The sequence below is a fragment of the Sinomonas flava genome (assembly GCF_039531875.1).
Classification (GTDB): Bacteria; Actinomycetota; Actinomycetes; order Actinomycetales; family Micrococcaceae; genus Sinomonas; species Sinomonas flava.
In genome coordinates this window covers 50,570-67,523 of record NZ_BAAAQW010000004.1, presented here as the reverse complement: position 1 = coordinate 67,523, position 16,954 = coordinate 50,570, and the positions used below count along the sequence as shown (strand labels likewise).

19 protein-coding genes and 1 riboswitch are annotated in these 16,954 nt (G+C 71.0%); of the genes, 1 reads left to right on the top strand and 18 read right to left on the bottom strand.

Going from position 1 to position 16,954, the window contains the following annotated elements:
- Positions 1-81: 81 nt before the first annotated feature.
- From ABD298_RS07915 to ABD298_RS07860, 12 genes are all read right to left on the bottom strand, one after another.
- Entirely contained in the window at positions 82-807 is a 726-nt protein-coding gene (locus ABD298_RS07915) for a GntR family transcriptional regulator (protein ID WP_344299137.1), read from the bottom strand.
- Complete coding sequence (locus ABD298_RS07910) at positions 800-1,627, bottom strand: triose-phosphate isomerase family protein (RefSeq protein ID WP_344299136.1); 828 nt, start codon at positions 1,625-1,627, stop codon at positions 800-802. The genes ABD298_RS07915 and ABD298_RS07910 overlap by 8 nt, the downstream gene beginning before the upstream one ends.
- Before the next feature lie 38 nt (positions 1,628-1,665).
- Positions 1,666-2,124 carry a ribose-5-phosphate isomerase gene (locus ABD298_RS07905; protein WP_344299135.1) on the bottom strand — a complete coding sequence of 153 codons (459 nt, stop codon included), beginning with the start codon at positions 2,122-2,124 and terminating at the stop codon, positions 1,666-1,668.
- Positions 2,125-2,168: 44 nt separating this feature from the next.
- A complete protein-coding gene (locus ABD298_RS07900) occupies positions 2,169-3,905 on the bottom strand; it encodes a dihydroxyacetone kinase family protein (RefSeq protein ID WP_344299134.1) in 1,737 nt (578 codons plus the stop codon).
- Positions 3,906-4,109: 204 nt separating this feature from the next.
- Positions 4,110-4,565, bottom strand: coding sequence for an alternative ribosome rescue aminoacyl-tRNA hydrolase ArfB (arfB, locus tag ABD298_RS07895; protein ID WP_344299133.1), 456 nt, complete (start codon positions 4,563-4,565; stop codon positions 4,110-4,112).
- Positions 4,566-4,751: 186 nt separating this feature from the next.
- The gene (locus tag ABD298_RS07890) at positions 4,752-5,204 is read right to left on the bottom strand and encodes an SRPBCC family protein (protein WP_344299132.1); all 453 of its coding nucleotides are present in this window, start codon (positions 5,202-5,204) and stop codon (positions 4,752-4,754) included.
- Positions 5,205-5,210: 6 nt separating this feature from the next.
- Positions 5,211-6,416: a globin domain-containing protein gene (locus ABD298_RS07885; protein WP_344299131.1), complete on the bottom strand. Its 1,206-nt coding sequence runs from the start codon at positions 6,414-6,416 to the stop codon at positions 5,211-5,213.
- Positions 6,417-6,491: 75 nt separating this feature from the next.
- A complete protein-coding gene (locus tag ABD298_RS07880) occupies positions 6,492-6,992 on the bottom strand; it encodes a DivIVA domain-containing protein (RefSeq protein WP_344299130.1) in 501 nt (166 codons plus the stop codon).
- Positions 6,989-8,155, bottom strand: a complete 1,167-nt coding sequence (locus ABD298_RS07875; RefSeq protein WP_344299129.1) for a globin domain-containing protein — start codon at positions 8,153-8,155, stop codon at positions 6,989-6,991. The genes ABD298_RS07880 and ABD298_RS07875 overlap by 4 nt, the downstream gene beginning before the upstream one ends.
- Positions 8,156-8,345: 190 nt before the next feature.
- Positions 8,346-9,566 carry an O-succinylhomoserine sulfhydrylase gene (locus ABD298_RS07870; protein WP_344299128.1) on the bottom strand — a complete coding sequence of 407 codons (1,221 nt, stop codon included), beginning with the start codon at positions 9,564-9,566 and terminating at the stop codon, positions 8,346-8,348.
- 8 nt (positions 9,567-9,574) lie between these two features.
- Entirely contained in the window at positions 9,575-9,985 is a 411-nt protein-coding gene (locus ABD298_RS07865; RefSeq protein ID WP_208710421.1) for a rhodanese-like domain-containing protein, read from the bottom strand.
- A complete protein-coding gene (locus tag ABD298_RS07860) occupies positions 9,982-10,251 on the bottom strand; it encodes a DUF1737 domain-containing protein (RefSeq protein WP_425564356.1) in 270 nt (89 codons plus the stop codon). Before ABD298_RS07860 ends, ABD298_RS07865 begins: the two co-directional genes overlap by 4 nt.
- Before the next feature lie 46 nt (positions 10,252-10,297).
- Positions 10,298-10,406, bottom strand: a riboswitch (SAM riboswitch).
- A gap of 142 nt (positions 10,407-10,548) precedes the next feature.
- Between ABD298_RS07860 and ABD298_RS07855 the strand changes: the two genes are divergently transcribed.
- A complete protein-coding gene (locus tag ABD298_RS07855; RefSeq protein WP_344299126.1) occupies positions 10,549-11,811 on the top strand; it encodes an NAD(P)/FAD-dependent oxidoreductase in 1,263 nt (420 codons plus the stop codon).
- An 84-nt stretch (positions 11,812-11,895) separates the two neighbouring features.
- Here ABD298_RS07855 and ABD298_RS07850 read toward each other — a convergent pair whose 3' ends face one another.
- The 6 genes from ABD298_RS07850 to ABD298_RS07825 form a co-directional block, all read right to left on the bottom strand.
- Entirely contained in the window at positions 11,896-12,396 is a 501-nt protein-coding gene (locus ABD298_RS07850; protein ID WP_344299125.1) for an SRPBCC family protein, read from the bottom strand.
- 2 nt (positions 12,397-12,398) lie between these two features.
- A complete protein-coding gene (locus ABD298_RS07845; protein WP_208710417.1) occupies positions 12,399-12,773 on the bottom strand; it encodes an ArsR/SmtB family transcription factor in 375 nt (124 codons plus the stop codon).
- Between the two features lie 160 nt (positions 12,774-12,933).
- On the bottom strand, positions 12,934-13,914 hold the full coding sequence (locus tag ABD298_RS07840; RefSeq protein WP_344299124.1) for an acyl-CoA thioesterase: 981 nt from the start codon (positions 13,912-13,914) through the stop codon (positions 12,934-12,936).
- Between the two features lie 3 nt (positions 13,915-13,917).
- The gene (locus ABD298_RS07835; protein WP_344299123.1) at positions 13,918-15,138 is read right to left on the bottom strand and encodes a cobalamin-independent methionine synthase II family protein; all 1,221 of its coding nucleotides are present in this window, start codon (positions 15,136-15,138) and stop codon (positions 13,918-13,920) included.
- Between the two features lie 86 nt (positions 15,139-15,224).
- The gene (locus ABD298_RS07830; protein ID WP_344299121.1) at positions 15,225-15,533 is read right to left on the bottom strand and encodes a hypothetical protein; all 309 of its coding nucleotides are present in this window, start codon (positions 15,531-15,533) and stop codon (positions 15,225-15,227) included.
- Between the two features lie 188 nt (positions 15,534-15,721).
- Positions 15,722-16,927 (bottom strand): acyl-CoA dehydrogenase family protein, encoded by a 1,206-nt coding sequence (locus tag ABD298_RS07825; RefSeq protein ID WP_344299120.1) that lies wholly within the window; start codon positions 16,925-16,927, stop codon positions 15,722-15,724.
- Between the last annotated feature and the right edge of the window lie 27 nt (positions 16,928-16,954).

Genomic DNA, 16,954 nt, shown 5'->3' with positions numbered 1-16,954 from the left:
CAGCCACAGCACGAGGCCCCGGTCCGATCGGACCGGGGCCTCGTGGCGTGCTGTCAGGCGGCTGACGCGGCGAAGCGCCGCTCAGGGGGCGGCGACGTCGCGCCGGGAGCGGACGCGGACCCTCTCGATGTGCTCCCGCATCGCGGCAGACGCCGCCTCCGGACCGCCGCTGCGGAGGGCCTCGAGGATGGCGCCGTGCTCGGTCACGGCCTCGTCTGCGTCGCTCAGGCCGCTGTGCATGGTCTGGCGCAAGCGGTGGACGCGCGTCGAGATGGCGGAGGACATGTCAATGAGGAAGGGGTTGTGGGTCCCCTCGAAGATCAGGTGGTGGAAGTTCCAGTCGATGAGGAAGTACTCGCGCAGGAGGCTCACCGGCCAGGTGCCCGCGTGCTCGTCGGCCGCCTCGCGGACCTTGGCGCCGATCGCGCGGTGCTCGGCGAGGGCCTGCTCGAGGAGGGGCACGAGGTTCGCCGCGTCGCGGGCGGCGAGCTCGGCGGCGCCGCACTCCAGGACGAGCCGGGCATCGAACAGCGACTCGAGCTGCTCGTCGGCCAGTGGGGGAGCGACCCGGTACCCCTTGAGGGCCTCACGGACCACGAGCCCGGTGCGCTCGAGCTGGACCAGCGCCTCGCGGACGGGCGTGGGGGAAACCCTGAGGTCGCGCGCCAGGGCATCGATGGAGAGGCGGGCCCCCGGGGCGATGTCCGCGGTCATGAGCATGTCGAGGATCAGGTCGTAGACACGGTCGCGCAGGCCCTTGCGCTCGAGGGCACCCGCGCCCGCGAGAGGGTAGACGGTCTCAGACATGGGTTCCTCCTGCGCCCCCGATGGTACCAGCCGGAGCCTTGCCGTCCCCGGTGGATGACGTGAGGGCAGCGACCTCGTCGAGGATGGCCTCGATGGCGGCTGGGTCGTGGGCGAACCGCCCCAAGAACAGGCCGTCGACGGCGGCGCCGATCGCCGTCAGGAGTCCAGGCCCGGCACTGCCACCATAGATGACCCTGGACCGGGGGAAGGCCTCGAGCCCCCCGACGTGGTCCCGCAGGGCCGAGCACACGGCGACGATGTGCTCGGAGGACGCCGGCTCCGGCGCGCCGATCGCCCAGTGCGGCTCGTAGGCCGCGATGACGGGGCCTCGCAGGCCTCGGTCCCGCGCCTCGGAAAGGGCGTCCTCGAGCTGCCGGACGCATTCGCGGATGGCGTCCTCGGGCCTCCCGCGCTCGGGCTCGCCGATGCACACGAGCGGGACCAGGCCGTTGCGGAGGGCAGCGAGCGTCTTGGCACGCACCGTCGCGTCGTCCTCCCCGAACAGGCGGCGCCGCTCGGCGTGTCCGATCTCGACGAGCCGGCAGCCCAGCTCGGCGATCTGGGCTCCGCTCACCTCGCCGGTGAAGGCGCCGCGGTCCTCGACGGCGAGGTCCTGGGCACCGACGTCCGCCACGCCGTCGAGGATCTCCAGCGCGGCCGGGATCGAGAGGTAGCCCGGGACGACGAACAGCCGTGCGCTCTCGGAGCGCACGGCTGCATGGGCGCGGGCCCGGGCGGCGACGTCACGGCACCACGCGACGGTCTGCGCGTGGCTGAAGTACATCTTCGTGCTGACGCCGATGAGGTACTGCCCGGCCATGGAAGCCGTCGCCTCTGTCGCTGTCGCGTCGGGAGGAGTCACTGCGCCTCGTACGCGCAGATCTCCTGCACCTTGTCGTTGGAGGCGCTGGCCTCGTCGAACACGTACGTGAGCCACTCCCGGACGTTGCGGCGGGCCTGCTCGATCCCGACGACGCGCTGGCCCATGCACAGGACCTGGGCGTTGTTCGACAGGACGCTGCGCTCCACCGAGAAGCTGTCGTGCGCGGTGACGGCGCGGATGCCCCGGACCTTGTTGGCCGCGACCGCGACGCCGAGCCCGGTGCCGCAGATGAGGATGGCGCGGTCCGCCTCGCCGCGGGCGACCATCTCGGCCGCCGTCGTGGCGATCGTCGGGTAGTTCGTGTGGCCGTCGGCGTCCACGCCGACGTCGGCGACCGAGACGACCGCGTCGTTGCCCTCGAGGTCGCGCTTGATGATCTCCTTGTAGTCGAAGCCGGCGTCGTCTGAGCCGACCACGATCCGCCATGCGGGCATGTGTGTCTCCTTCTGTGGGGTTTCGTTCTGGACCGAGGCCCGGGTCAGTCCTCGGCGAGCACTGCGTGGACGCGGCCGGCGATGAGGGCGAGCGAGAGCGCGCCGGGATCCGGGACGCCGAGCGCCTTGGTCCCGTGCGAGCGCGCGCGACCCATGACGGGCATGAGGTCCGCGGTGGCCGTGGCTGCCGTGGACGCAGCGGACGCCGCCTCCTTCCACGCCTGCGCCAGTCCGTCGCCGGCCTGGACGCGGGACGCGAGCGTGTCCGCGAAGGGCACCAGCGCGTCGACGAGCGTCTTGTCGCCCACGCTCGCCTTGCCGTACGCCATGACGGCGTCCTTCGCCGCGGCGATGCCCGAGGCGACCTTCGGCGCCGAGACGGCCTCGGTGTTGCCGAGGTGCCCGGCGAGGGTCGTGAGGATCAGGCCCCAGATCGCGCCCGACGTCCCGCCGGCGCGGTCCGACCAGGCGTCTCCGGCGCCCTCGAGGAGGCTTCCGGCGCCCGCGCCGCGCTCCACGAGACCCGAGGCCGCAGCAGCGGCGGCGACGGTGCCGCGCTTCATGCCGATCCCGTGGTCGCCGTCGCCGGCGATGGCGTCGATCCGCCCCAGCTCGTCGGCCTCGGCGCCGATCGCGTCCCGAGCCGCCTCGAGCGCCGCCGCGATGCGGGCAGCAGCCCGGCGCGAGTCGTCGCTCGCCTCGGGGAGCGGCCGCTCGGCGTCGTCCGCGCCCGCCTCCTGGGGCACGACGGCGACGAGCGCCTCCCGCTCGATGCTCCCCGTCCGGAACGCGGGGGTGTCGGCGGGTGCGAGCCACAGGCGCTCGAGCTCCTCGTCGACCCAGAGGAGCGTCAGGGACGCGCCGGCCATGTCGAAGCTCGTGCAGAACTCGCCCACCTGGGGGTCGACGAGCGTGAGGCCGGCATCCTCGAGCAGGTCCGCGATCCGCGAGAAGACGACGTAGAGCTCCTCATTCTTGACCGAGCCGAGCCCGTTGAGGATGGGGACCACGCGGCCGCCGTCCACGGTGGCGCCGTCCGGGACCTCGGCGCCGTCGAGGAGGTGCTGCACGAAGAGCTCCGCCAGCCCGTCGGCGCTGGGGATGTCCGTGATCTCGATGCCGGGCTCGCCGTGGATGCCGAGGCCCACCGCCATCTTGCCCTCCGGGACGGTGAAGAGCGGGGCGTCGGCGCCGGGCAGCGTGCAGCCGGTGAAGGCGACGCCCATGGACCGGGTGCGGGCGTTGGCGAGCCTGGCCACGCGCTCCACCCCGTCGAGGTCGTACCCGGCGGCCGCGGCGGCGCCGGCGGTCTTGAAGACGGTGAGGTCACCGGCGATCCCGCGCCGCTTCTCCGTCTCGGACGGCTGGGCGCTGAAGATGTCGTCGGTGACGAGGACCGTGCGGCAGTCGATCCCGTCCCTGCGGACGGCCTCCTGCGCGGCGCCGAAGTGCAGGACGTCCCCGGCGTAGTTGCCGAAGCTCAGGAGGACGCCGCGTCCCTGATGGCTCGCGCGGATGACCGACTCGACCTGGTGGGCCGACGGCGAGGCGAACAGGTTGCCCATCGCCGCGCCGTGCGCAAGCCCCGGGCCCACGAGCCCGCCGAACGCGGGGTAGTGCCCGGACCCTCCGCCGATCACGAGGGCGACCTCGTCCGCGGAGGAGCGCGTGGACCGGGACACGCCGCCGGAGACCTTGCGGACCCAGCGGCCGCTGGCCCTGACGAAGCCGTCCACCATGTCGTCCGCGAAGGACGCCGGGTCGTTCCAGAGTCGTGTCATGGGGATGCTCCTCGTCGTTGAGCCAGCGGTGCCGCGGGGACGGCCCAGGCACTCGGTAAACCTCTTTCCTATAGGATATTTGACGAGAAGTGACCCACGTCAAGTCACTTCTGGATCAGACGGATTTCTGAGGGGTTGAGGGGCCACGTCCCGATCACGTCTCAAGGACGGGAGGGCGCACACTGGCGCACGCTCTCTCGCGGGTCAGTCTGCGCGCGGAGAGCGTCGGCCCGATTTGATCTCGCTGCGGCGCCGCTTGGCGTCGAGCCGGCGGCTCTGGGAGCCGCGGGTCGGGCGAGTCGGGCGGCGCGGTGGTCCCGGAGGGGCGAGGGCCTCATCCAGCAGATCGGCCAGCCGGTCCCGGGCTGCCTCCCTGTTGCGCAGCTGCGAGCGTTCCCCGGAGGCGACGATGCGGAGGCGACCTCCGACGAGCCTGTTGGCGAGCGCCCTGAGGATCCGCTCGCGTTGGATGGGGGAGAAGGCGGTGCTCGCACCGGGATCGAAGAGCAGCTCGACACGGCTGTCTGTGGTGTTGACACCCTGGCCGCCGGGGCCGCTCGAGCGGCTGAATCGCTCGACGATCTCGGCCCCGCGGATCACGATTCCGCGTGGCGCGCCGGGCGAGGGCGGCAGCCGCAGGTCCCGGGGAGACGTATTCACCTTCCCATTCTGCCGCCGCGCGGCGAGCTGGCCATCCTCACCGCCTCGGGTCTCCGCGAGCGTCCCGTCCTGCTCGCATCGAGGGCTGCAAACCGCCCGCACACCGCGTGTCGGATCCGGAAACGCCGGTGCGGACGTCCAATGCGAGCAGGAGGGGACCGAAGCGCGGTGGACTGCGGTCCCGGCTCAGCCGCGCAGGAGGCGCTGCAGCACCGTGCGGTACCCCAGCCTCGCGCCGAAGGCCACGGCGGCGAGCAGGGGCCCGCCCAACCGGCCCACGCCGAAGTCCTGCTGCCAGCGGACGGTCGCGCCGCCGTCGTGCGCGGAGACCGTGAGCTCGATCGCGCCGTGCACCAACTTCCCGCCCTTGACGATGCGGGCGTGCCCGGGCCGGGCGCCGGACGGCGGCTCGACCGACTCGACCACCATGACGTCGTCGAAGCCGTAGCGCCCGATCATCGTGCAGGCCACGAAGCGGTGGCCCGGCCGCAGCTCGGCCGCGGACACCATGCCCTCGGTGACGCGCGTGAACGGGACGAGCCGGTCGTGGGCGCGCAGGTCGAGCACCCGCGCCCACGCCTCCGAGGGCGGACAAGGCGCCCCGAGAGTGATCTCGAAGCGCCTCAGCCGTGATGCCATGCGGGATTACTCCTCGGTGTCGGCCTGCCACAGGTCCGGGCCGAAGACCTCGTACTGGATCTTCCGCGCCGGGACGCCGAGGCCGAGCAGGCGCTCGCGGACCGCCTGCATGAACGGGAGCGGGCCGCAGAGGTAGTACGTGGCGTCCTGGGGGAGGTCCACGGCCGTGACGTCCATGAACCCCTGGTGCTCGTTCGGGCCCAGCTCGCCGCCGGGCTGCTCGAACCAGGAGTGCAGCGTGGCGTTGGGCAGGCTCGCGAGGTCCTGGGTGATCTGGTCGCGGAGCACGAAGCTCTCGGGGGAGGTGCCGGCGTGGAGGAAGAGGACCTCGCGCTGGGAGCCCTGCGCGGCGAGGTGGTTGAGCATGCCCGCGTAGGGGGTGACGCCGATCCCGGCGCTGGCGAAGACGAGCGGGCCGTCGCCACCGGCCAGCACCACGTCGCCGAACGGCGCCGAGAGTGTGACCTCGTCCCCGACCTTGAGCGAGTCGTGCACGAGGGTCGAGACCTCGCCCTCGGGCTTGCCGGCGTCGTGGACGCGCTTGACGGCAAAGGTGCGGTGGTGGCCGTCGTCGGTCCGCGTGAGGCTGTACTGGCGCGGCTGGTGCAGGCCGTCTTTGGTGGGCATCTGCAGGGTCACGTACTGGCCCGGCTGGGACGGGTACACGTCGCGTTCGTCGGTGCGCTCGACGACGATCGAGACCACGTCGTCGGTCTCGTGCCGCTTCTCGACGACGCGCCACGTGCGCCAGATGTTCTCCGGCTTGCCGCCGAAGTCGGCGTACAGGCCGCGCTCGAGGTTGATGAGCGTGTTGGCCATGATCCAGTAGACCTCGTCCCACGCGGCGGCGACCTCGGGGGTCACCGCCTCGCCGAGCACGTCGGCGATGGCCCAGAAGAGGTTCTCGTGGACGATCTGGTACTGCTCGGGGGCGATGGCCAGCGCGGCGTGCTTGTGGCTGATCCGGGACAGGAGGTGCTCGGGGACCGAGTCGGGGTTCTTGAGGAGCATCGTCGCGAACGCGGCGATCGAGCCTGCGAGGGCCTGCTGCTGGTGCCCGTCCGCCTGGTTGCCGCGGTTGAAGACGCCGTCGAACAGCTCGGGGTGCGCCGCGAACATGTGCTCGTAGAAGCGCTGGGCGATGGTCGTGATGTTCTCCCCGACAACGGGGAGGGTCGCCTCGATGACCGGCACTGAGGTGGATGACAGCATTGGCACTACTCCTTCACGAACGGACGACGGCGGGTGGCTGGCTTGGCCCGTCGGGCTGGGGTGGGAGGGGGCAGGCTACTGGCCCGACTTGGGGACGTCGCCGAGCTTGTCGACCTGCTCCGCGAGCGCGTCGATGACGGCGCGCAGCTGGACCTGGGCGACCTTGGTGTAGGTGCGCACGTACTCGATCTCGTCGATGGGCGTGGTGTAGGCGGGGGCGGCCTGGGTGGTCGCGACGGCCTGGCCCTCGCTGCGGCTCACCGCGGCGTTCTCGGCGCGGCGCAGGATCTCGCTGTACTGCGTCCGGGCGCTCGCGACGAGGTCCTTCGAGTACTGCTCGGCCTCCGCGACGAACTTCTCCGCGAGCACCTGCGCCTGGCTGATGATCTTCACCATCTCGTCCTGCGCGTTGGCGCCGCGTGCCTCGAGCTGGACGCGGTCGGCGTCCATCTGGTCGGCGACGGCCGCCAGGAAGTGGTGCACGGCTCCGGGTTCGTAGCCATGGCCGACCTGTTCGAACGTGGCGTTGCGGACGTCGGAGGGGCTGATCCGGCCGCCGTGGGTGGAGGTGCTCATCGGGTCCCTTCTAGCTGGTCTTCTCCGGTGGGGGACGAGTTGTCCTCGACCCCGGTGTAGTCCTCATAGCGGATGTCGTCGCGCGGCACGCCCGCGGCGACCAGTTCGCTGACGGTGTGGCGCACCATCGGCGTCGAACCGCACACGAGGGCCAGTCGCCCCACCGACGAGCCGTGTGCGGCTGCGGCACTGCCGACGTACCCGGTCAGTCCGGGGAACGTCGGGTCGTCCGAGACCACTGGGTGGAATGAGAACCACGGTTCTCGGGCCGCGAGGTCCGCGAGCCTGGACTGGTCGTACAGGTTCCAGGGGACGCGGGCGCCGTGGAAGAGGTCCACGCGCGGGCCGAAGCCTGTGTCGCGCCACTGCGCGGCGACGCTGTCGAGGACGGCGGAGAGGGGCGCGAGCCCCGTTCCTCCGCCGATCAGGAGCAGGTCACGGTGGCCGTCGACGGCGAGCTGGTCGCCGATCGGTATGCCGACGCGGATCGTGTCTCCTGGGCTGGTCCTGCGCACAGCGGCCGTGCTGAACAGGCCGCCGGGGATGAGCTGGACGTGGAACTGCACGATCCCATCCGCGCGGGGTGCGTTGGCGGGGCTGAGGTACCGCCAGGTCCGCGGCAGCGCGGGGACCTCGACGGCGACGGCCTGGCCCGGCTTGAACGTGAAGTCCTGCGGCATGCGGACATCGAGCACCGCGACATCGAGGCTGCGCCGGTCTACGGAGAGGACTTCGCCCTCCCACCACGGCGGGGTCTCGTCCGAGGAGTCCTCGGCGGCCACGACCATGACCTTGGCGATGAGTCCGTAGGCCTCGGACCAGCTCCGTGCCACCTCGTCCGTCCACTCGGGGCCGAGGAACTTCTGGAGCGTGGCGAGGAACGAGGCCCCGACCATCGAGTAGTGCTCGGGAGCCACGGAGAAGCGGCGATGGTCGCGTCCGAGCTGGCCGATGAACCCTTCCACCTCATTGAGGCGGTCGGCGTGGCTGATGATGTGCCCGAGTGCTGCGAAGAGCTTGTCCCGCTGCGCGCCCATCGCGACGGGGAACATCTCCCTGACCTCAGGGTGGGTCGCGAACAGGTGCGAGTAGAAGTACAGCGGAACGTCGTCCCCGAGCGAGGCCGCCATCGACCATGTCCGCTTCAGCGCGCTCGAATCCACGCGGCCGTCCCTTCTGCGCCTAGCGCGCACGTCCGCCCCGGGGGGCTGTCCTCTTGCGTCTGCCACCCCCCTGGCAGGTACCGCCTGAAGCAACCTACTATGCATGGCGCGTGTGGTTCCACTCGGAACATAGCGGCCGTTCTGTCAAGCCCGGCCCGCAGCTGGCGCGCCCGACGACGCGCGGCGCCGCTCAGCGGGCGACCGCGCGCAGGGCCTGCCCGAGGTCCCCGATGAGGTCCCCGACGTCCTCGAGCCCTACCGAGAGCCGCACGACGCCGTCGCTCAGCCCGATCCCGGCGCGGCCCTCGGGGCCCATGGCGCGGTGCGTCGTCGTGGCAGGGTGGGTGATGAGGGACTTGGCGTCCCCGAGGTTGTTGGAGATGTCGATGACGCTGAGCGCGTTGAGGAAGCGGAACGCGGCCTCCTTGCCCTGGCCCTCGGCGGCGGCGAGCTCAAAGGTGAGCACGGTGCCGCCGGCGCTCATCTGCTTGCGGGCGAGCTCGTACTGCGGGTGCGAGCGCAGGTGCGGGTACTTGACCCAGCTGATGTCCGGCTGCGCCTCAAGCCATTCGGCGATCGCGAGGGCGTTGGCGGAGGAATGCCGCACCCGCAGCCCCATCGTCTCGAGGCCCTTGGCGAGCACCCAGGCGTTGAACGCGGACAGGGCGGGCCCGGTGTGCCGCATGAGGTGCCTGACGGGGCCGTCGATGAACTCCTTCGTGCCGAGGACGGCGCCGCCGAGCACGCGCCCCTGTCCGTCGATGTGCTTCGTCCCGGAGTACACGATGACGTCGGCGCCGAAGTCCAGGCTGCGCTGGAGCAGGGGCGTCGCGAAGACGTTGTCGACGACGACCTTGGCCCCCGCTGCATGCGCGAGGTCGGCCACGGTCTGGATGTCCACGATCTCCTGCATCGGGTTCGAGGGCGACTCGAAGAACACGGCCGTGGTGGGCACCGAGAGGGCCTCGCGCCACTGGTCCAGGTCGGGGCCGTCCACGAACACGGCCTCGACGCCCCAGCGGGGAAGGATCTCGTTGAGGATCACGAAGCACGAGCCGAACAGGCTCCTGGCCGCCACCACGCGGTCTCCCGCGCCGAGCAGGGCGCCCAGGGCCGTGAACACCGCCGACATTCCGGAGGCGGTCGCGAAGCACGCCTCGGTGCCTTCGAGGAGGCGCAGACGCTCCTGGAAGGTGGCGACAGAGGGGTTCCCGTAGCGCGAGTAGACGAAGCGCTCGTCCTCGCCGGTGAAGGCCCGCTCGGCGGCCTCCGCCGAGTCGTAGACGAAGCCCGAGTTCAGGAACACGGCCTCGGAGGTCTCCTGGAAGTTGGTGCGGAGGAGCCCGCCGCGCACGGCCTGGGTGTCTTCGCTCCAACCGGCCGATAGATTGTGGTTGGTGTCAAACGTCACGAAAGTACTTAGTCCTGTCCCAGATTGGTCGGCAGCCCGCGGTTCTTCCACCCGTTCACGGTGCGGTGGCCGTCGGGGCCGGGGTGTCCCTCGAAGCCTTCGAGGATGTTGTAGGCCGTGAAGCCGAGGTTGGCGGCCACCTCCGCGGCGGCGACGGAGCGGTTGCCCGAACGGCACAGGAACACGAGCTCGGTGCTGCCCGGCTCAGGGGCCTGGAGCGTCAGCTCCATCACGAAGTCCGGGTTGGGGATGCCTCCGGCGAAGACCCAGGGGATGAAGAGCGGGTCGTTCTCGGTGGCCTTGGTGTCGGGGATCCCGATGTGGGCCCACTCCTCCTCGGTGCGGACGTCCACGAGGACGGCGCCGTCCTTGAGCTTCTCCCACGCCTCGAGCGGGTCGATGTCGCCCGCGTAGCTCACGCGTGGCCCTCGCCCTCGTACTCGAGCCCCTCGACGGCGGAGGCCACGGCGGCGTCCGCGCGCGCCACGGCATGCGGGAGGATCACGGCCTGCGCCACGATCACCTCGGAGCCGTTGAAGGTTGCGGCCGGGCTGCCGTGCAGCACGTACCCGTCCGCGAGAGCCTGGGAGATGCGGGCGCAGAACTCGCGTGTGTCCGGGCCCGTGAGGAGGCGGTAGGCGAGCTTCTCCTCGGCGGGCCCGGAAGGAGCCGCGGGATCGTTCAGCGGTGTGGTCTCAGCCGGCTCTGTCACAGTCTCGGACATGGGGCTCCTTCGGGCTTTGCTCTCGATCAACGAACGCCGAGTACTCACCTGAGGCACCCCGCCGAAAGGAGGGTTGCCGGCCAGCTAGTCAGGGCTTTCCACTGGCACTCATTACTCTGCGTTGAACGTAGCACGCGGGCATGGGGGCAGCCATGGCCAGGCAGTAACGATTGGCAACATGCCACGGGCGGCGCCACGGGGCGCCCGCCGGCCGCCCGCAGCGGTTCAGATCCCCTCCGAGCGGGTAATGTGCGCCCCGTGGACGAGAACTACGAAGTCATCGTGGTCGGCGGAGGGTTCGCGGGCGTGGCAGCCGCGCGTGAGCTTGGGCGCAAGGGCGTGCGGGTCCTCCTGATCGACAAGAACCCCTACCACCAGTTCCAGCCGCTGCTGTACCAGGTGGCGACTGTCCAGCTCGGCGTCTCGGAGGTCGCGCGCTCCCTGCGCGACATCTTCCGGGGCCAGCCGAACGTGCGCGTGCTGCTCGCGGAGGTGACCGGTGTCGACCCGGCTGCGAAGCGCGTGACCACCTCGGACGGCAGGACGTACGAGGGCCGCTTCCTGGTGCTCGCCTCGGGCGCCGAGGCCAACTTCTTCAACACCCCTGGCGCCGAGGAGGGGACGTATCCGCTCTACTCCGTCGAGGACGCCGTGGGCCTCGGCGGCTCGTTCTCGAACATCCTCGAGGAGGCCGACCGGGTCGACGACAGCTCGGAGCTGCATTTCGTGGTGATCGGCGGCGGCCCCACCGGCGTCGAGACCGCGGGCGCCATGGCCGAGACCGTGAAGTACGTCCTCCCGGACTACTTCTCCCAGCGGCTCGCCTCGCGCTGCCGCGTGCACCTCGTGGACATGGTCCCGAACGTGCTCCCTCCGTTCTCCGACAAGTCCAAGGAGTACGCCCGACGGCGCCTGTCCGGCATGGGCGTCCAGCTGCACCTCGGCGTGCCCGTCAAGGAGATCACCCCGGACACGGTGGTGCTCAACGACGGCACCGCGATCCCCGCCGACCTGGTCGTCTGGGCGGGCGGCCTCAAGGCCGGGCCAGTCGTGGCGCGCTCGGGCCTGCCCCAGGGCCGAGGCGGGAGGATCGACGTCAACGAGGACCTCACCGCGCCAGGGGTCGAAGGCGTGTACGTCCTCGGCGACGCCGCGAACATGACCGACGACAAGGGCAACAAGCTCCCGCAGCTCGGCTCCTGCGCGCTGCAGGCCGGGGGCTGGGCCGCGAAGAACATCCTCGCCGACATCGAGGGCCGCCCGCGTGAGCCGTTCCACTACTCGGACAAGGGCTACATGGCCATGGTGGGCCGCGGCGCCGCCGTCGCCGAGGTCGGGCCCGGGCCGGATCGCAAGGTCCTCGCCGGCCCCCTCGCGTTCCTCGCCTGGCTCGGCGTGCACGTCTTCCTGCTCTCAGGCAGCCTGCAGAAGGTCCGGGCCCTGGCGACCTGGCCCAGCGACTACATCAGCCACCGCCGCTCGTTCGTGGTCCTGAGCCGCCCGGACAAGCCCCGGGCGTAGCAGGGCGCGCGGTGTAACGGGGAACGCCCGCACGACGGCGCCGGGTCGCCTCGGTGACCCGGCGCCGTCGTGCGTGCCGCCGCGTCAGCGCACGGCCTGCGCCTCGGCGAGGATCGCGTCGATCTGGCCCGAGGCCTCCTTCATGCCCTCCTCCATGCCCATCTCGGCCATGCGCTCGAGCTGCTCGAGGGAGCGGAAGGCCGAGACCGTCGTCATGCGCGTCCCGGCGCCGGCCTCCTCGAAGGTGACCGTGAACGTCGCGCTGTCCTCGGGATCGAGCGGGGAGCCGTCCTCGTTGGCGAAGCCGTCCTCGATCTCGAGCCGGTCGTGCGGGCTGATGGCGAGGAACCGCCACCACCCGTAGGCCTTCTCGCCGTCGGGGCCGGTCATCCAGTAGTGGCAGAGGCCCCCGGGGTGGAACTCGTGGCGGCCGAACGTGGCCGGCCAGCCGGGAGGGCCCCACCAGCGCTCGAGCTTGCGCGGGTCCTCCCACACGTCCCACACGCGCTCCTTGGCGGCGTCGAACTCGGTGACGAGGGTGAAGGTCAGGTTGTGGGTGTCCTTGCTGCTGCTGACGAAGGTCATGGTCATGTCCCCTGGTCGTGGCCTGTGCGCGGTGGCGTCTCGTCGAGGATCGCCTCGATGCGCCGGATGCGGTCCCGCCACAGCTCCTCGTAGGCGTCGAGGAGGCGGGCCGCCCTGCGGAGCGCCGCGGGGTTGGAGTGCACGATCTGCTCCCTCCCGCGCCGTTCCTTCGTGACGAGCAGTGCCCGTTCGAGCACCGCGACGTGCTTCTGGACCGCCGCGAAGCTCATGGCGTAGTTCTTCGCGAGCTCCGAGACGGACTGCTCCCGCAGCATCGACTGCCGGAGGATGTCCCGGCGGGTCGAGTCCGCGAGGGCGCCGAAGATCCTGTCGATCTCCTCGTCCGTGAGGTCCCGGGGCTTCTGATCTACAACCATTTGGTTGCATGTTAGTCCCTGCGGGGCCGCCCCGGCAAGGCCCCGTTGCGGGGTCCCGTCCCGTCGGTTGCGGGGTCCCGTCCCGTCGGTTGCGGGGTCCCGTCCCGTCGGGGACGGGGACGGGACCCCGCAAGCCCGGGGACGGGACCCCGCAACGGCGCTAGGACTCGAGCATGTGGTTCGGGAGGCGTCCGCCGGGGGCCTTGCCGCGGATTGTCAGCAGCTCGCGGGCGTGCGCCCACAGGCGCCGGTCCTCGTCCGAGACCGGCTCCCACGGCGGCACGGGCACGGCGGCGCCGCTCTCGTCCCGGGCCACCATGACGGTGAGGCAGTACGTCGTGAGGTTCAGCTCGTGGCCCCGCGGCGAGCCCGAGCGGACGTGGACCGCGACGTGCATGCCCTTCGTCCCCGTGTACACGAGCCTCGCCTCGACCTCCACGACGTCCCCGATGAGCAGCGGACGGTAGAACCGCACCCCGCCGGAGAACACCGCGACCGTGTCGCGCCCGCAGTAGCGCGAGGCACACACGTACGCGGCCTCGTCGATCCACTTCATGACGGTGCCGCCGTGCACCTTGCCGCCCCAGTTCACGTCGGTCGGCGCGGCAAGGAAGCGCAGCACCACCCGCTCCGCCGTGCCGGCGTCCGTGTACTCCTGCTGCTTCATCGACGCGACGATCTCGTCCCGCACCGCGATGCGTGCGACGGCGTGCTCCTCCGCCTCGCGCTCGGCCTCCGTGCGAGGTCCCCACCGCGGGACCTCGACGGGGCGACCGTCCGGGCCGACGGCGACGAAGATGACCAGGCACTGGCTGCGCATCGTCGGAGTACCGCCCTTCGGGTCGCCTGAGGAGACGACCGTGCGGATGTGCATCGACGTCCGGCCCGTGTAGACGATAGTGGCCGTGACCTCGACCATGTCGCCCACGTTCACGGGGTCCGCGAAGTGGATGTTGCCCACGTAGGCCGTCACGCAGTACGTCTTCGCCCAGCCGACCGCCGCGGCGTAGGCCGCCTTGTCCACCCACTCGAGCACGGTGCCGGCGTCGACGGAGCCCGAGTGGCCCTTGTCCGTCGGCGCGGCAAGGAAGCGGAGGGTGACCTCGTGCGCGTCAGGCGAGCCGCCGGCGTCGTGCGCCACCGCTCAGCCCCAGAGCCGCTGCGTGGCGAGCTTGGCGCCCTCCGAGAGGGCCTCGAGCTTGGCCCACGCGATCTGCGGGTGGACGCGGCCGCCGAGGCCGCAGTCCGTCGAGGCGATGACGCGCTCGCGGCCCACGATCGAGGCAAAGTTCTCGATGCGGTCCGCGACGAGCTCGGGGTGCTCGACCACATTGGTGGCGTGCGAGACGACGCCCGGCACGATCACCTTGTCCTCGGGGAGGTCGAGGTGGCGCCAGACCTTCCACTCGTGCTCGTGGCGCACGTTGCCCGCCTCGAAGGAGTAGGAGCCGGCGTTAATCGAGAGCATCGTCTGGGCGATGTCCTTGAACGGGATGTCGGTGGTGTGGGGGCCGTGCCACGAGCCCCAGCACAGGTGGAAGCGGATCTGCTCCTGCGGGAGGCCGCGGATCGCGTGGTTGAGCGCGTCCACGCGCACCTGGGTGAACTTCAGGTAGTCCTCGACGCTCGGCTCGGGGTTGATCATGTCCCAGTTCTCGGCGATCGAGGGGTCATCGATCTGGACGATGAGGCCGGCGTCGGTGATGGCCTTGTACTCCTCGCGCATCGCGTCGGCACACGCGTAGACGAGTTCCTCCTCGTCCGTGTAGTACTCGTTCAGGAGCCGGCTCGCGGAGCCGGGGGAGAGGGCCGGGAGGAAGCCGGTCTCGTAGCCGTTCGCCGCGAGCGCGGCCTTGAGGTTGGCGACGTCGCGCTGGACGGCTTCCTGGCCGGTGTACGTGATCGGGCCGGTCACGGTGGGCTGCAGGACGGTCTTTCGGCCGGTGAGGATGAACGAGTTCGGGTCGTTGTAGGCCTCGTCGAAGCGGACGCGGTCGCGGCGGTCCTTCATGGTAGTGAGGCGGATGCGGCCGGGCTCGGAGCGGATCTGCTCCGTCATCTGCCAGCGGTCCACGCCGCCCTGGGTGAGGCCGCCGAGCCGGCTGAACGAGTAGTTCCACCACGCGCCGTAGTCCACTGAGTTGGACATGGTGTGGCCGTACTCGCCGTCGTTGGGGAGAGTGACCCCGGCCTCGCGCTGCTTCGCGACGATGTCCTTCACGGAGCCGGCGAGGAGTTCCTCGAAGGCCGAGGCGTCGCCGGGGTTCTCGGCCTGGGCGGCGTTGGCGGCGAGGAGCTCAGGGCTGCGGGGGAGCGAGCCCGCGTGCGAGACCTGGATGAAGTCGGTGTTGTGGATGGCGTTCATGGTGCCAGTGTTGTCCACGCACGCGGCCCGGTGCGAGCACCTCCGCCGAGATCACCCCGTGTGACGCCGAGGTCGCCCCTGCGGCGTCAGTCGCGGTCGACGTCCCCGAAGCCCGTGTGCGAGTGGCCCTTGTCGTCGGGGATCCCGCCGGCGCCCCCCGTGGCGAGGCCGCCCGGGTGGGGCCGGACGCGCTTCCGAGGCGCCTCGGGCGTCGACTCGATGGGCCGCAGGGGCTCGCCCGGAGGGGTGTCCGCGAAGCGCCGCGGGTCGCGCAGCTCGGTGAAGTCCTGGTTGTGGCCGTAGTGGTCGCCCTGGTCGTAGCCCTCGTCCAGGGGAGCGTCGTCGTCGAGTGCGGGGAGTCCGGGTGGCGGTGCGTCGCGGTCGGTGCGTTCCATAGGTGCACGCTAGACGTACGACGACGCCGCGCGCCAGAGCAGTTCGCCCTGCGGGAACGCCGGGGTCCTCTCGCGCGCGGCCACGCGGGGGCGGGAAGTCGCGTTGCCGCCCGCAAGTCGTCCTTGATGGGACTTCTCGCCGACAACGCGACTGCTGGCGGCCGACGCCTCAGAACCGAACGTGCCGGTCAGACGAACGCCGACTTGCCCGTAACCGCCCGCGCGACGATGAGGGAGTTGATCTCGTACGTCCCCTCGTAGGTGTACAGCACCTCGGCATCGCCGAAGAGCTTGGCCATCTCGTAGTCGGTCGTGATCCCGTTGCCGCCCAGCACCGAGCGCCCCAGCGCCACCGAGGAGCGGGCGAGCCGGGTCGTCGTCGCCTTGGCCATCGCCGACTGGACCATCTCGAGCTGCCCGGCCTCCTGGATCCGCGCAATCCCCACCATGAGCGAGAGCGAGGCCTGGGCGTTGCCGAGGATCTCGGACAGCTGCTGCTGGACGAGCTGGAACGCGGCGAGCGGCTTGCCGAACTGGAACCGCTCGAGGGCGTACGCCCGGGCGATTTCGAACGCCGCGAGCTGGATGCCTGCGGCCTGCCAGCCGACCCACGCGCGGGAGTCCCGCAGCAGGTCGTTTGCCTGGCAGAACGCCGTGGCCCCGGGGAGCAGGTTCGAGTCCGGTATCCGCACCTCGTCGAGCACGATGTCCGCGTTCTGCATGATGCGCAGCCCGATCTTGTTCTCGATCTTCGTGGCGGCGAATCCCGGCCGGTCGGTCTCGACGATGAAGGCCTTGATCGCGCCGTCGGCCGTGTCCCGGGCCCAGACGAGGGCGAAGTCGGCGATCGTCCCGGCCCCGATCCACCGTTTGGCTCCGCGCAGGACCCAGCCGTCGCCGTCGCGCGTCGCCGACGTGGCGAGCCCGCCCGCGATGTCCGAGCCGTGCTCCGGCTCGGTCAGGGCGAACGCGCCGAGCGAGGTGAAGGACTCGAGGCCGGGCAGCCAGCGTTCCCTCTGCTCCTCGGATCCGAGCTCGCTGATCATCCCCACGACCAGTTCGTTGTGGATCCCGACGAGCGCCGACAGCGAGACGTCGGCACGGGCCACCTCGGAGTACGCGAGGCCCGTGAACAGCCGGGAGGATCCGTCCGTCTGCAGGCGCCCGAGGCCGAGCTCGGCCAGCCGGGGCAGGAGGTCGAACGGGAACTCCTCGCGGTTCCAGAACGCCGGCGTGAGGGGCCGGACGTCGCGCTGGAGGACGGCGCGGATCTCCTCGAGCCGGGCGCGCTCGTCCGCCGGGAGCAGGTCGAGCACGTGCATGAGGTCGGCGTCCGGGAACGGCGGTCCCGGCTGCGCGGCCTCGGGTCGGAGCAAGCCTGATGCCTGGAGCATGTGACCTCTTCGTCGTCGGCGGTTCGT

Excerpts from the sequence above, each read along its gene's own strand:
- ABD298_RS07845 (WP_208710417.1), bottom strand. The coding sequence starts at position 12,773 with ATGGTTGTAGATCAGAAGCCCCGGGACCTCACGGACGAGGAGATCGAC.
- ABD298_RS07825 (WP_344299120.1), bottom strand. The coding sequence starts at position 16,927 with ATGCTCCAGGCATCAGGCTTGCTCCGACCCGAGGCCGCGCAGCCGGGA.
- ABD298_RS07900 (WP_344299134.1), bottom strand. The coding sequence starts at position 3,905 with ATGACACGACTCTGGAACGACCCGGCGTCCTTCGCGGACGACATGGTG.
- ABD298_RS07885 (WP_344299131.1), bottom strand. The coding sequence starts at position 6,416 with ATGCTGTCATCCACCTCAGTGCCGGTCATCGAGGCGACCCTCCCCGTT.
- ABD298_RS07830 (WP_344299121.1), bottom strand. The coding sequence starts at position 15,533 with ATGGAACGCACCGACCGCGACGCACCGCCACCCGGACTCCCCGCACTC.
- ABD298_RS07890 (WP_344299132.1), bottom strand. The coding sequence starts at position 5,204 with ATGGCATCACGGCTGAGGCGCTTCGAGATCACTCTCGGGGCGCCTTGT.
- ABD298_RS07910 (WP_344299136.1), bottom strand. The coding sequence starts at position 1,627 with ATGGCCGGGCAGTACCTCATCGGCGTCAGCACGAAGATGTACTTCAGC.
- ABD298_RS07915 (WP_344299137.1), bottom strand. The coding sequence starts at position 807 with ATGTCTGAGACCGTCTACCCTCTCGCGGGCGCGGGTGCCCTCGAGCGC.
- ABD298_RS07905 (WP_344299135.1), bottom strand. The coding sequence starts at position 2,124 with ATGCCCGCATGGCGGATCGTGGTCGGCTCAGACGACGCCGGCTTCGAC.
- ABD298_RS07850 (WP_344299125.1), bottom strand. The coding sequence starts at position 12,396 with ATGACCTTCGTCAGCAGCAGCAAGGACACCCACAACCTGACCTTCACC.
- ABD298_RS07880 (WP_344299130.1), bottom strand. The coding sequence starts at position 6,992 with ATGAGCACCTCCACCCACGGCGGCCGGATCAGCCCCTCCGACGTCCGC.
- ABD298_RS07835 (WP_344299123.1), bottom strand. The coding sequence starts at position 15,138 with ATGAACGCCATCCACAACACCGACTTCATCCAGGTCTCGCACGCGGGC.